This window comes from Fundidesulfovibrio putealis DSM 16056, assembly GCF_000429325.1.
Taxonomy (GTDB): domain Bacteria; phylum Desulfobacterota; class Desulfovibrionia; order Desulfovibrionales; family Desulfovibrionaceae; genus Fundidesulfovibrio; species Fundidesulfovibrio putealis.
Map to the genome: position 1 here is coordinate 482,619 of NZ_AUBQ01000003.1, position 14,050 is coordinate 496,668.

The 14,050-nt window shown below is 63.2% G+C and carries 11 protein-coding genes; 5 read left to right on the plus strand and 6 right to left on the minus strand.

The features are described 5' to 3' along the window. The 3 genes from G453_RS0102285 to G453_RS0102295 all read left to right on the plus strand — a co-directional run bounded on the left by G453_RS0102285 (position 1) and on the right by G453_RS0102295 (position 3,277). Complete coding sequence (locus G453_RS0102285; RefSeq protein ID WP_156920763.1) at positions 1–702, plus strand: ABC transporter ATP-binding protein; 702 nt, start codon at positions 1–3, stop codon at positions 700–702. Continuing rightward, entirely contained in the window at positions 699–1,721 is a 1,023-nt protein-coding gene (locus tag G453_RS21905; protein ID WP_051271464.1) for an HlyD family secretion protein, read from the plus strand. Before G453_RS0102285 ends, G453_RS21905 begins: the two co-directional genes overlap by 4 nt. A 107-nt stretch (positions 1,722–1,828) precedes the next feature. Continuing rightward, on the plus strand, positions 1,829–3,277 hold the full coding sequence (locus G453_RS0102295) for a dihydrolipoyl dehydrogenase family protein (protein WP_027189738.1): 1,449 nt from the start codon (positions 1,829–1,831) through the stop codon (positions 3,275–3,277). A gap of 3 nt (positions 3,278–3,280) precedes the next feature. Here the strand turns inward: G453_RS0102295 and G453_RS21910 are convergent, their stop codons facing one another. Then, positions 3,281–4,570 carry a YihY/virulence factor BrkB family protein gene (locus tag G453_RS21910; RefSeq protein ID WP_051271466.1) on the minus strand — a complete coding sequence of 430 codons (1,290 nt, stop codon included), beginning with the start codon at positions 4,568–4,570 and terminating at the stop codon, positions 3,281–3,283. 181 nt (positions 4,571–4,751) lie between these two features. On the opposite strand from G453_RS21910, the gene G453_RS0102305 reads away from it, so the two are divergent. Next, a complete protein-coding gene (locus G453_RS0102305) occupies positions 4,752–6,095 on the plus strand; it encodes a TrpB-like pyridoxal phosphate-dependent enzyme (protein WP_027189739.1) in 1,344 nt (447 codons plus the stop codon). A 76-nt stretch (positions 6,096–6,171) separates the two neighbouring features. On the opposite strand, the gene G453_RS0102310 is transcribed toward G453_RS0102305, so the two are convergent. The 5 genes from G453_RS0102310 to G453_RS0102330 form a co-directional block, all read right to left on the minus strand. After that, positions 6,172–6,900, minus strand: a complete 729-nt coding sequence (locus G453_RS0102310) for a TerC family protein (protein ID WP_027189740.1) — start codon at positions 6,898–6,900, stop codon at positions 6,172–6,174. A gap of 223 nt (positions 6,901–7,123) precedes the next feature. Beyond that, a complete protein-coding gene (locus G453_RS0102315) occupies positions 7,124–7,873 on the minus strand; it encodes an amino acid ABC transporter ATP-binding protein (protein ID WP_027189741.1) in 750 nt (249 codons plus the stop codon). Next, positions 7,860–8,651 (minus strand): amino acid ABC transporter permease, encoded by a 792-nt coding sequence (locus G453_RS0102320; protein ID WP_027189742.1) that lies wholly within the window; start codon positions 8,649–8,651, stop codon positions 7,860–7,862. The genes G453_RS0102315 and G453_RS0102320 overlap by 14 nt, the downstream gene beginning before the upstream one ends. 56 nt (positions 8,652–8,707) lie before the next feature. Then, positions 8,708–9,445, minus strand: coding sequence for a basic amino acid ABC transporter substrate-binding protein (locus tag G453_RS0102325; RefSeq protein ID WP_027189743.1), 738 nt, complete (start codon positions 9,443–9,445; stop codon positions 8,708–8,710). Positions 9,446–9,691: 246 nt separating this feature from the next. Further along, on the minus strand, positions 9,692–10,852 hold the full coding sequence (locus tag G453_RS0102330) for an aminotransferase class I/II-fold pyridoxal phosphate-dependent enzyme (RefSeq protein WP_235731668.1): 1,161 nt from the start codon (positions 10,850–10,852) through the stop codon (positions 9,692–9,694). Positions 10,853–11,663: 811 nt separating this feature from the next. Here G453_RS0102330 and G453_RS29090 point away from each other — a divergent pair. Beyond that, positions 11,664–14,015, plus strand: coding sequence for a lactate permease LctP family transporter (locus G453_RS29090; RefSeq protein WP_084502049.1), 2,352 nt, complete (start codon positions 11,664–11,666; stop codon positions 14,013–14,015). Positions 14,016–14,050: the final 35 nt, after the last annotated feature.

Below are 14,050 nucleotides of genomic sequence, written 5' to 3' on the forward strand. Positions count from 1 at the left end.
ATGGACGACTTCATCTCGTCGGCCATATCGGTCAGCGGCTTGAGCAAGTCCTTCGGCACGGGCTCGGCCCGCACCACCGCGCTGGAGGACGTGTCCCTGGACGTGCACCCTGGCGAGCTGGTGCTGCTCATGGGGCCGTCCGGCAGCGGAAAGACCACGCTCCTGTCCATCATGGGCTGCATCCTTCGGCCCGACGCGGGCAGGCTGGTGATCCACGGGCAGGACGTGGCCGGGCTTTCGGACCGCGAGCTCTGCCAGGTGCGCCTGGAGCACATCGGGTTCATCTTCCAGAACTACAACCTGTTTCCCACGCTTCGCGCCGTGGAGAACGTCATGGTGGCCCTGGACCTCAAGGGCGTCCGGGGGGCCAAGGCCCGCAACCGCGCCGCCGAGGTCATGGAATCCGTGGGCCTGGGCAGCAAGCTGGACAGCCTCCCCGGCGACCTCTCCGGCGGCCAGAAGCAGCGGCTGGCCTTCGCGCGCGCCCTGGTCTCCGATCCTGGCATCATCCTGGCCGACGAGCCCACGGCGGCTCTCGATTCGGTCAACGGTCGCCTGGTCATCGGGCTGTTGCGCGACCTGGCCCTCACCCACGGACGTTGCGTGGTGGTGGTCACCCACGACAACCGCATCTTCGAGTTCGCGGACCGCATCGTGAGCATCGAGGATGGGCGAATACATACTGCGGAGGGGCAATCATGACCCGGCTGCTTGCGATACTGGCCTGCGTGGCGGGAACCCTCATCGGCCCGGTTGCCGCCTGGAACGGCGAGAGCATCATAAGCCGAATCCCCCAGGAGGGCTCCTGGGTGGCCGCCGCCGGGCGCGTGGAACCCGTGAGCGAGGAGATGCGCCTGGGGTTCGACATCCCCGGCAAGATCCTCGAGGTCTACGTGGAGGAGGGCGACCTGGTGAAGAAGGGCCAGCCCATGGCCCGGCTGGTGGACGACGACATAAAGGCCCGGCTGGCCCAGGCCAAGGCCAACGAGGCGGCCTTCAAGGCTACCCTGGACAAGGTGCTGGCCGGAGCGCGCCCCATGGAGCGCACCGAGGCCGCAGCCGCCCTGCGCGAGGCCGAATCCGTGCTCAGCAACGCTCGGCGCGAGAACGAGCGGCGCGTCAAGCTGGTGGCCAGCGGCGTCATCTCCCGCGAGGAGGCCGACCGAGCCGAGCGCGAGTATCTGGTTGCGCTGCAACGCACCAATCAGCTGCGCGAGCGCTTCCATCTGGTGGACGACCCCGCCCGCGAGGAGGACATCCGCAACGCCCAGGCACAGTACGCCCAGGCCCAGGCCCAGGTGGCCGAGGCCCAGGCCTACGCCGACAAGGCGCTGGTGCGCTCGCCCATCGACGGCGTGCTGCTGCGCAAGCACCGCCGGGCTGGCGAGATGGTATCCACCAACTTCGACACGCCCGTGGTCACCGTGGGCGACGTGTCCACCCTGCGGGTGCGCGCCGACGTGGACGAGAAGGACGTGGCCCGCATTGAAGTGGGGCAGCGCGCCTACGCCATGGCCGACGCCTACGGCGACAAGCGCTTCAATGGCAAGGTGATCCGCATCGCCAGGATGCTCGGGCGCAAGAACATCCGCACCGACGACCCGGCAGAACGCCTGGATACCAAGGTGCTGGAGACGCTCATCGAATTCGAGCCGGGAACGTCCATCCCTGTGGGGATGCGCATGGATGTGTTCATTTTGCTGGATGGCGCGGGGAAATAAGCGCGCCTGACCTTGGGCGCGCAATGCTCAGCCAGCGCCTCCTCCGATGGACACGCCTGCCCAATCGTGTGTATTGAAACGCAATTCAGCGGCTTGGGGGAGTTCACATGGCGTCGTTCGACTACGATTTGGGCGTTATAGGCGGCGGTGCGGCGGGTCTCACTGCGGCGGCGGGCGGGGCGCGTCTGGGTGCCAAGGTACTTCTGATCGAACGGTCGCCGCATCTCGGCGGCGACTGTCTGCATCACGGCTGCGTGCCCTCCAAGACCCTCATCGCCTCGGCGAAGCTGCGCCACCAGATGGCCCGCGCAACAGACTGGGGCCTGCCCGCCTGCGAGATGCCCCCCGTGGATTTCCGCCAGATCGCCGCGCGCATCGCCTCAGTCATCGAGCGCATCCAGCTTCACGACTCGCCTGAGCGCTTCTGCTCGCTTGGGGTCAAGGTCGAGTTCGGCACTCCGGAGTTCACGGACGAGCACTGCGTATGCGTGAACGGCCAGACCGTCTCGGCCAACCGCTGGATCGTGGCCACGGGTTCCTCCCCGGCCATCCCGGACATTCTTGGCCTGCGCCAGACCCCGCATCTGACCAACCTGGACCTCTTCACGCTGGAGGAGCTGCCGTCCTCGCTGATCGTGCTGGGGGGCGGGGCCATCGCCGTCGAGATGGCCCAGGCCTTTGCCCGCCTGGGCAGCGAGGTGACCATCATCCAGCGGTCGGCCCAGCTGCTCTCAAGCGAAGACCCGGACATGGCCGCCCTGGTGCGCGAGCGCCTGGAGACCGAAGGCGTGACCGTTCTCACCGGCGTGCAGGCCCGCTACGCCAGCGTGTCCTACGGCCTGCGGCACATCGGCCTGCGCGACGCCTCCGGGCAGGAGAGCCAGGTGTCCGGCAAGGCCTTGCTGGTGGCCATGGGCCGCAAGCCCAACGTGGCGGGGCTGAAGCTGGAAAACGCCGGGGTGGCCTATACGGAGAAGGGCGTCCCCACGGACGCGCGGCTTCGCACCACCGGGCCTAACGTGTTCGCGGCGGGCGACGTGCTGGGCAAGTGGCAGTTCACCCACGCGGCGGGCTACGAGGGCGGCGTGGCCCTGACCAACGCTGTGGCGCACCTGCCGCGCAAGGCCGATTACACCCTCATGCCCAGGGCCACCTTCTGCGACCCGGAGCTAGCCAGCGTGGGACTGAACGAGACCGCAGCCGCCAAGGCCGGCGTGGCCGTGACCGTGCACACACAGCAGTTCTCGGACAACGACCGCGCCCTGGCTGACGGAACGCCGCGCGGATTCATCAAGATGCTGGCGGACAGCCGTGAGAAGGTGGTGGGGGTTCAGATCCTGGGCTCGCGCGCGGGCGACCTGCTGGGCGAATGGGTGACTGCCCTGGGCGGCGGCGTGAAGCTCTCGGCCATGGCCCAGGCGGTGCATCCCTATCCGACGCTGGCCGAGATCAACAAACGGGTGGTTGGGGAGTACCTGGCCCCGAAGATTTTCGACGGCATGGCACCCAAGATACTGAAGGCCCTGTTCGGCCTGAAGGGCCGCGCCTGCGGGTAGTGTTCAGGCCGTTTCGCTCCGGCCATCCTCGGGCATGCCGAGCCACACGTCCCGGAGCGTCTGCCTGGAACCCTCCAGGCAGGACGTGTGCAACCTCTCCTTGATGGCGGACAGGGCCGGGTAACGCTGGGCCAGATCGCCCTCGCCTTCCTCGCCGCGCAGACCTTCCCAGCCCACCACCAGTTCCCCCACGGTGATCTTGTCCGGCGCGGCGGCCAGCACGTAGCTCTCCCCGCCGGTGTCCGGCACGTCTTCTTCTTGTCCCTCTTCGGTCCGAACAGCCACTCCCAGCCGCGCCAGCCTGCGCAGCTCCTCCTCCACCAGCATGACGGGCATGCCCACGGCCAGGGCGGCCTCCATGGCCTGGAGTGGCGGTTGCCTGTTCTCGGCGCGCTCGGTGAGCATGAGCGCCAGGATCAGCGCCAGATCGCGGCGATCGGCGAAGGAGTAGCTCTTTGCCGAGTCTTCCAGGCGTATGCGGCTGAAGTTCTGGCTGGCGTTGGCTATTTCCGCCCCAGCCAGCACGATCAGCCAGCTGATGTACAGCCAGATCAGCAGCAGCGGGATCTGGGCGAAGCTGCCGTAAATGGCGTTGTAGCCGGTAACGCCGATCTGATATTTGATGTAGAGCGTCTGGGTGCTCTGCCAGGCCAGCCCGGCTGACCCTGCCCCGACCATGGCTGCGAAGGCGGTGACGCGTACATTGGGCAGGAACTTGTAGACGATGAACAGCGAGATGGACACCATCACCATGGGCACGGCCTTCAGGCCGAAGGTCAGGGCGCGGTTCAAAAGTTCAATCTCGCGCATCCATTGGATCACGCTCGCGTTCTGCAACGTGGCCGTGACGCTGAAGGCCGCCAGGATGAATATGGGGCACACCAGGATCACGGTGATGTAGTTGGAAAAGCGGTTCCACAGTCCGCGCTGGGTCTTGGCTTGCCAGATGATGTTGAAGGCCTCCTCCATGGTGGTCATGAGGCTTACGGAGGTGACGAACAGGGTGGCCACGCCGATGAAGCCCAGGGCCTTGACGTTGGTATTCTGGATGTAGCCGAGGATTGCGTCCACCACGTCGGCCTTTTCGGCCATGAGCCGCAGGAGCACGTCGCGCAGCAGGGGGGTCTCGTAGATGCCAAATCCTTTGGCCACGGAAAAGGCCACGGCCAGAAATGGCACCAGCGACAACACCGTGGTGTAGGACAGCGACGCCGCCAGCAGGAGTCCGCGATTTCGCAGAAACGAGGAGGCCACGAACACGAGCCAGGAGAGGACGATCGGGGAGCGGGGCATGCGCGTCTCCTGTTTGATTTGATGAACGCATACCAGGGGTTGGCGCGGATGACGACGGTTATTTGCCGTGAAGTGCGGGTTGGCCTTTCTTGACAATCTCGCGTGGCCCCAGGTAGCCACCCCTGATACCAAGCGTTCCAAAGCATCCAGCCGCAACCGCAAGCACAAGGAAGGAAGCTCGATGGAGTCCAAGATCATCCTGCCGGAACGAGACATGCCCCGCCAGTGGTACAACGCCCTGCCAGACCTGCCCACGCCCCTGGCCCCTCCGCTCGATCCCGCGACCGGGCAGCCCGTTACCGCCGATATGCTGGCCCCCATCTTTCCCATGGGGATCATCGAGCAGGAGATGAGCTCGCAGCGCTTCATCGACATCCCTGAACCCGTGCTGGACGTGTACCGCCTCTTCCGCCCGACCCCGCTGGTGCGCGCGGCTCGACTGGAGAAGGCGCTGGGCGTCAAATGCCGCATCTACTACAAGGACGAATCCCGCTCTCCGGCCGGGTCGCACAAACCGAACACCGCGGTTCCCCAAGCGTATTACAACAAGCTGGAAGGGGTGAAGCGTCTGGCCACGGAGACCGGCGCGGGCCAGTGGGGCACGGCCCTGTCCTTCGCCTGCAAGATGTTCGGGCTGGACTGCACCGTGTACATGGTGAAGGTCAGCTACAACCAGAAGCCTTACCGGCGCATCCTCATCCACTCTTACGGGGCGGAGGTGTTCCCTTCGCCGTCCGACAGGACCCAGGTGGGGCGCGAGGTGCTGAAAAACGACCCGGACTGCCAGGGCAGCCTGGGGCTGGCCATTTCCGAGGCCGTGGAGGACGCAGCCACTCACGACGACACCAAGTACGCGCTGGGCAGCGTGCTGAACCACGTGGTGCTGCACCAGACCATCGTGGGGCAGGAGGTGGAGAAGCAACTGGCCATGGCGGGTGAGAAGCCCGACTATCTGGTGGGATGCGTGGGCGGCGGCAGCAACTTCGGCGGACTGGTGCTCCCGTTCCTGCCGCGCAAGCTCTCCGGCGAGAAGATCACCTTTGTGGCGGCGGAGCCAAAGGCCTGCCCCACGTTAACCAGGGGACAGTTCCGCTACGATTACGGCGACGTGGCCCGGCTCACGCCGCTCCTCAAGATGCACACCCTCGGGCACGCCTACATGCCTGCGCCCATCCACGCGGGCGGGTTGCGCTACCACGGGGATGCCCCCATCGTGTGCAACCTGGCCGCCGAAGGGTTGGTCGACGCGCGCGCCTACTTCCAGAACGACTGCTTCGAGGCCGCGCGTCTCTTCCAGGCCACGGAAGGGTTTCTGCCCGCGCCCGAAACATCCCACGCCATCAAGGCGGCCATCGACGTGGCCAGGCAGGCGGAGCCGGGCCAGGTGGTGGTGTTCCTGTTCTCCGGGCACGGACTTCTGGACCTGGCCTCCTACGATGCCTACATGCAGGGCGGTCTGGTGGACTTCGAGCACTCCGAGGCGGACATCAAGGAGTCGCTGAAAGCCTGCCCGGATTTCGACTAAGCTCGAACACACCCACTGAACGCAAAAAAGGCCGCCGGAGCGCTCCGGCGGCCTTTGATTTGCTTGGTAATGGGTCCTAGTGGCCGCTTGAGTTCCGCGTGGAGGCCTTCCTGGCCTTCATGTTCAGGAGCTCAACGCCCAGGGAGAAGGCCATGGCGAAGTAGATGTAGCCCCGGTCGATGTGCTTGCCCAGGGCCTCGGCCACCAGGAACACGCCGATAAGGATGAGGAACGACAAGGCCAGCATCTGGATGGTGGGGTGGTTCTTCACGAAGACGCTGATGCGGTCCGCGAAGATCATCATGACGATGACCGCCGCCACCACGGCAGCGATCATGATGGTCACGGATTGCACCATGCCCACGGCGGTGATGACCGAATCCAGCGAGAAGATGATGTCCAGAACGGCGATCTGGGCCACGGCGGAACCGTAGGTCAGGACCTTCTGGCCCGGCGAGTCCGGCCCGTGGCCGCCGCCCTCGGTCTTTTCGTGGATCTCGAAGGTGGACTTGGCGATGAGGAACAGGCCGCCGCCCAGCAGGATGAGGTCGCGTCCGGAGAAGTCGGTCCCTAACACGCTAAAGAGCGGCGTGGTCAGGCGCATCACCCAGGAGATGGACAAAAGCAGCAGGATGCGGGTGCCCATGGCCAGTATCAGGCCCACGCGGCGGGCGCGGCTCTGCTGCTCCGGAGGCAGGCGGTTGGAGAGGATGGCGATGAAGACGATGTTGTCGATGCCGAGGACGATTTCCAGGGCGGAGAGCGTCAGAAAGGCGATGGCATTGGCAACGGTGAATAGTTCCATGATCTTCCCGGTTCGGATGCTTCACGCGCCATGGCTTCAGTGGCGTACGGAACGTGCCCGTGCGGACCAGAAAGAGCGGTGTCCGTTTAATGGACCGCTCTCTGAACGGCAGCCAGTGAACGACGCGAAGCTATAGAGGATTCCAAAGGAACGAAGTTCCTTTGGCCGCCGGAGGCATATTCTCTTAAGCCTCCGCTTATATGCGCCCGATCATCCAAAAAAGCTACAGAATCTGCTCCAGGAACTTCTGGGCGCGCGGATGCACGGCGCTCTCGAAGAACTCCGCAGGCGCGCCTTCGTCGATGATCTGCCCCTGGTCCATGAACACGATGCGGTCGGCGGCTTGACGGGCGAAGCCCATCTCGTGGGTCACCACCACCATGGTCATGCCCTCGCGGGCCAGATCCAGCATGACGGCCAGGACCTCGCCGATCATCTCGGGGTCAAGCGCCGAGGTGGGTTCGTCGAAGAGCATGATCTTGGGGTTCATGGCCAGGGCGCGGGCGATGGCCACGCGCTGTTGCTGCCCGCCGGAGAGCATGGCCGGGAACACGCCGGCCTTCTCCTGGATGCCCACCTTGTTCAGGAGCGCCATGGCTTTTTCCTCGGCCTGGGCGCGGGGCTCGCCGCGCAGCTTCATGGGGGCGAGCGTCACGTTGTCCAGCACCGTGTAGTGCGGGAACAGATTGAAGGACTGGAACACCATGCCCACTTCCATGCGCACCTGGTTTATGTCCACTGCGGGGTCGGAGATGTTCATGCCGTCCACCACGATGCGTCCGGCGTCGATGGTCTCCAGGCGGTTGATGGTGCGCAGCAGGGTGGACTTGCCGGAGCCGGAAGGCCCGATGATGACCACCTTTTCGCCGGGGCGCACGGTCATGGACACATCATTCAGGGCGCGGAGCTTGCCGAAGAACTTGCCCACGCGCTCGATGGAGATGATGGGTTCGATTGCGTTATTTGCGGACATAGAACGAAAGCCTCTCTTCGAGCCTGGACACCATCTTGGACAGGATCAGGGTGATGATCAGGTAGATGAGCGCCACAACGGTGTACGTCTCGAAATACAGGAAGGTCTCTGAAGCGAATTCACGGCCCCGGCGCAAAAGGTCGGCCACGGCCAGGATGGACACCAGCGAGGTGTCCTTCAGGAGCATGATGAATTCGTTGCCCACGGGCGGCAGGATGATGCGCATGGCCTGGGGCAGGATGACGTAGCGCATGGTCTGGGCGCGGCTGAAGCCAAGGGAGCGCGCGGCCTCGGTCTGGCCCTTGTCGATGGCCAGGATGCCCGCGCGGAAGATTTCGCCCAGGTACGCGCCGTAGCACACGGCCATGGCCACCACGGCGGCCACCATGTCCGGCACGCGCACGAAACGGCCCAGCGCGTAGTAGATGTAGAACAACTGCACCAAAAGCGGGATGCCGCGCACGATCTCCACGTAGGTGGAGGCGATCAGGTTGATCCAGCGGTTGCGCGACACACGCCCCAGGCCGGTGAGAAGGCCCAGGAACAGAGCGGAAATGATAGAAAAAATGGTCACCTGGAAGGTGATGACGATGCCGTCTGGGACGAACTTGATCAGCCGGAGGTACGCCCCCTGTTCCACAAGGATCAGGTAGAGGAGCGTGCCCACTGCGGCGATGAGCGACAGCCACCACGCCGAGACGAGCCCCTTGTCGGACTTTCTCGGGATGGCAGGGCCGTCGTGCTGTTCGATGATCTGAACGGGTGGTTTGGTTTGCATGGGATGAAAAAATGAGGGGAAGGACGATTGCGCCCTTCCCCTCGGAAGTTACAGGTCTACTGGCCGATCCACTTCTTCATGAGCTCTTTGTCGATGCCCTTGGCCTTGACGGCCTCGATGCCCTTGTTGATGAGCTCCAGGTTGGCCTTGTCGCCCTTCTTGAGGGCGATGCCGTAGAACTCGTCCTCGCCGGTCTCGAGCACGGCGGCGATCTTCAGCTTGCCCTTGTACTTGTCGTTCTGCAGGGCGTACTGGGCGGCGACGGGGTCGTCGCAGACAACGCCGTCGATGCGGCCGTTGAACAGGTCTTCGATGGCCAGGCCCACTTCGTCGTAGGACTTGTCCTTGACTCCGTCAGCCTTCTTCACGGCGAAGTGGCCGGTGGTGGAGATCTGGGCGCCCAGGGTCTTGCCCTTCATGTCGGCCAGGGTCTTGGCCTTGGAGTCGGCGGGGACCACCAGGGCCTGGCGGACCTTGAAGTAGGGCACGGAGAAGTCCATGGCGTTCTTGCGCTCGTCAGTGATGGACACGGAGGAGCAGATGGCGTCGTACTTGTTGGCGGCCAGACCGGCGAAGATGCCGTCCCAGGCCACGGCCTTGAATTCGGGGGTGAATCCGGCTTCCTTGCCGGCTGCCTTCATGTAATCGATGGCGAAGCCGGTCATTTCCTTGTCGGGGCCGACGAATTCCATGGGGGGCCAGGTGGCGTCGGAAGCGAAAATGATGGTCTTGGCCCAGGCAGACTGGGCGAGCAGGGTCAGCATGAGGGCGGCCAGGACGACGATTCTGCGCATGATTTCCTCCGTGGTTAGGACGTTGGTTAGGGCTACGAGGGCCATGGTTGGCCGCCGCTTGGTATGCATGCGGCGCGTTCGTTACGCGACCGGACACGATTGCCACATTTTCGGAAAATTTCAAGAGAATTCAAACGGAAGTGACGTGGTTCGCCCCACGTCTTAACTCTTCGCCATCCTTGAAAAAGCCTCTCCGGACATTTCCGTGAGAGGCTTTTCCTTCCAAAAAGGGCGCAATTTCCCAGGTCAGACTGCGCCCTTCTTAAGAAAATCCTCCAGTGCGCCCAGCCCTTGCGCGAAGTCCGCGCGACCGAACCCCAGGCGCATGTGGGCTTTCCAGGCGTCCCCGTAGAGCCTGCCGGGCAGCAGCAACACGCCGGAGCCGGAAAGCACCTCGGCGCAGAAGGGCTCGGCGTCCTGCCCGGAGGCCAGCCTCGGGAAGGCTATGGGGCCGCCCGAGGGGCGCACCCAGTCGAACAGGTGGGCGTGGCGGGACATGAACGCTTCCAGCAGCTCCAGGTTGGCGGTGGTCAGGGCGTACTGGCGCGCGAGGATGACCTCGCGCCTGCGAAGGGCCAGCGCGGCCAGGAACTCGCTGGGCGCACTGCCGCAGATGGAGGTGTAGTCCTTTACGGCGGCCATGGCGGAGAGCGCGGCCTTGTCGCGGCTGGCCACCCAGCCCACGCGAAGCCCGGCCAGCCCCAGCGATTTGGACATCACGCCAAGGGACACGGCCCGTTCGTACAGGTCGCAGGCCGGGCGCGGCGGTTCGTCCACGCCGTACTCCAGGAAACGGTACACCTCGTCGGAAAAGAGCAGGCAGCCCTGGCGGGCGGCAACGGCCACGATACGCTCCATGGCGGCGCGGTCCAGGCAGAAGCCCGTGGGGTTGTGGGGCGAGTTGACCACGATGGCCTTGGTGCGCGGCGTCACCAGCCGGGCCAGTTCGTCCGTGTCGGGAGCCCAGCCGTTTTCCGGGCGGGCCACCCAGGGAATCACAGTGCAGCCCCTGCTCGCGGCGATCTGGTGCAGCGACTGGTAGCAGGGCGTGTGGACGATCACCTCGTCGCCGGGTTCCAGGCAGGCCGTGGCGAAGGTGAAGATGGCCTCCTCCGCGCCCACGTGGACCAGCACGTTGTCCGGCGGCAGGTTCTCGTACAGGCCTGAAATTTCGGCGCGCAGCCCGGCCCCGCCGGGGGCTTCGGTGTAGCCCAGGGGCAGGCGCTCGAGGGCCTCGCGCGAGCCGGGTTCCAGGTCCAGCAGTTCGCCTGCGGTCATGGTCTGGCAGTCGGAAACGCACAGCAGGTGTGGCACGGAGAACTCGTGCTGCGCAAAATAACGCTCCAGGAGAAACGGGGGAAACTTCACGGCGGCTCCAGAGTGTTGCGGGTTGCGGTGGACGCCCATGAGTTTCACTCCCTCTTCGTATGATTGCAAGCCGCTCGTGATGGGAGAGTCCGGTCGGATGCTTGCGGTATTGCGATCATGGGCGGACGGTTTTCTGAAAAGATGATCTGATGGTTTGAGCACTTCGCGAAGTAAGAAGCCTGGCAAACTATTCGAGGTTGTAATGGTTCGTCATTCTTGGAGTGCTCGTAGACGCAAACGAAACAATACGGGCGTCTGTTTTCCAAGACTTGCATTCCGGCTGGCCCCGTTTTGCCGGAGCAGAAAAATATTCTGCCTGATTCAGCACTTGTCTGGACCTTGTCTGCCGTTTTCACCATGTTGTCTTATTTTCCGTACCCGTATTTCTCACATGAGCATCAGTTCAGGTGACGTTGTTGTTGTATTTGCTCGAAATTACACTATTTTGTCAATTTTGTGCCGACTGGCACGCAGGTTGCTCGCGGTCAGGCCCTTGAGTCTGGCATCATCCCGCGCTCGCCAGCGCAATGCGGCCTGCACATGGAGCGTGCTCAGCGAGGCGCAGAGGTATTGCGAGTTCATGGCGCTGGCGTTGCCGCCGTGCTCCTGAAACCCTGCTTTCAGGGGGCGAGGAGCGGTGCTGCCCGGACTCCTGCTGAAGCGTGACGAGAAGCAGGTCTGAAGTGTCGTTGCTCTTTTGAGCTTATGTCGATTCTGGTTGTCCCATCATCATGAAATGTGAACAGCAGAGAAGGAATACGTTGTGAGAGTGCGTTCTTTTATTGGTATCGGTCCAGATTTTCTGACAGGCGTCACCGGCTCACTTCTGAATGTGAAGAGGGCGGCGTGCATGGCGAACGGCTTCGCGATGGCTGCACTGATGATCCTTGTCCTGGCAGTCTTTGCCGTTCCCCAGGCCTTTGCGGTGGAATCAATAATCGAAGCGCCGGAGAATGCCCGCCAGGCAGTCGCCATGGTGGAGAAGGCTCAGGCGTACATTCAGAAATACGGCAAGGAAAAGGCCCTCGCGGAGTTCAACAATCCCGATGGCGAGTTCGTGAAGGATGGCCTGTACGTGTTTGCGTACGACTTCCATGGCGTCAACAAATCCCTGGCCACAAACCCCGCGCTGGTCGGCAAGAACCTCATCGACATGAAGGACGCCGACGGCAAGGATATGATCAAGGACCTGATCGCCATCGCCAAGAGCGGCGGCGGCTGGTACGAATACAAGTGGGAAGGCCACGACAAGTACTCGTATGTTGTCAAGGTGGACGACTCCCTGTGGATCGGCTGCGGAGACTATAAGAACGAAGCGGTCACCATGGTGGAGAAGGCGCTGAAGTTCATCCACGACAAAGGCAAGGATAAGGCCCTGGCCGAGTTCAACAATCCCGGCGGCCTCTTCGTGGATCGTGGACTGTACATTTTCGCGTATGACTTCAACGGCGTGAACAAGGCCTTGGCCACCCACCCCTCCATGGTCGGCAAGGACCTTCTTGATATGAAGGACGCCGACGGGCGCGAAATCATCAAGGACATGATCGAGATCGTCAATCGTGGCGGGGGGTGGTACGATTACATCTGGGACGGCCAGGAAAAGTCCTCGTATGTGGTCAAGGTGAACGATTCCCTGTGGATCGGCTGCGGCGAATACCGGGAGAATACGTTCAAGGTCTATTCCCTGTTCCTCATCGCCCTGGTGCCCATTGTCTGGCTGATGATGTCGCTTGGCGTCCTGAAGATGCCCGCGCACACCACGGCAATGATCTCCCTTGTGCTGACCATCGTCCTGGCCAGCGTCGCCTTCAAGATGTCCAACATCGCAGTGCTGACAGCTACTTTGGAAGGCGTGGCGCTGGGACTCTGGCCCATCGTCATAGTTATCGTGGCTGCCATATTCACCTACAACATGGCACTGTACACCAAGAGCATGGACACCATCAAAACCATGCTCTCCAACATCACCACGGACCGCCGCATCCAGGTGTTGATCCTGGCCTGGGGGTTCGGCGGCTTCCTGGAGGCCGTGGCGGGCTACGGAACCGCCGTGGCCATCCCCGCCAGCATCCTGGCTGCCCTGGGCTGCGAGCCGCTGTTCGCGGCGCTCATCTGCCTGACCGCCAACACCGTGCCTACGGCTTTCGGAGCCATCGGCATCCCCGTGCTGACGCTGGCGCAGATCACCAACCTGGACGTGAACATCCTGAGTTACCAGATCGCGCTGCAACTGACCCTGTTCATCGTCATCATCCCCATGTTGCTGGTGGTGCTGACCACCAGAAGCCTGAAGGGCCTGAAAGGCGTCGTCGGTATATCGTTGGCCTCCGGTGCGGCCTTTGCCATTCCGGAACTGCTGACGGCCAGATTTTTGGGCGCGGAGCTCCCTGCGCTGGCCGGAAGCATCTGCAGCATGGGTGTGACCATCTTCATCGCAAAAACATTCTACAAAGAGGAGCAGGTCGGTAAGTCCGCCCATGAGACGGTCTCGCTTAAGAGCGGAGTCCTGGCCTGGCTGCCGTACATCCTGGTGCTGGTGTTCATCGTGGGGACCAGCCCCGTGGTGGAGCCGGTCTACAACGTGCTGTCCAACATCAAGACTTCGGTCATGATCTACCAGGGCAAGGGCGCGACGCCGTTCGTGTTCAAATGGATCGCCACTCCCGGCACGCTGATCATCCTGGCCACCATCGTCGGCGGCCTGATCCAGGGCGCGAAGTTCGGCGAGATCAGCATGGTGTTCGGGCGTACCGTGTTGAAACTGTCCAAGTCGGCCCTGACGGTCCTGTGCATCGTGGCCATGTCCAAGGTCATGGCCTACAGCGGCATGATCTCCGCCATCGCGGTGGTCCTGGTGAAGGCTACGGGGCAGTATTTTGCGGCGATCTCTCCGCTCATCGGGGCGCTCGGCACGTTCGTGACAGGCAGCGACACCTCGGCCAACGTGCTTTTCGGCAAGCTCCAGGTGGAGGTCGCCTCGAAAACCGGAGTCGACCCCTACTGGCTGGCGGCCGCCAACACTGCCGGGGCCACGGGCGGCAAGATGATCTCGCCCCAGAGCATCGCCGTTGCCACCGCAGCCACCGGACTCGTGGGGTCCGAGGGCAAGATCCTGAACCAGACGCTCAAGTACTGCATAGTCTATGTGGCCATACTGGGTGTGTTCGTCTATGCGGGGAGCCTCTTCATCATCCCCAGGTAGTTGCATGGCGCGCCGCCTTGAACCGGCGCAATGAA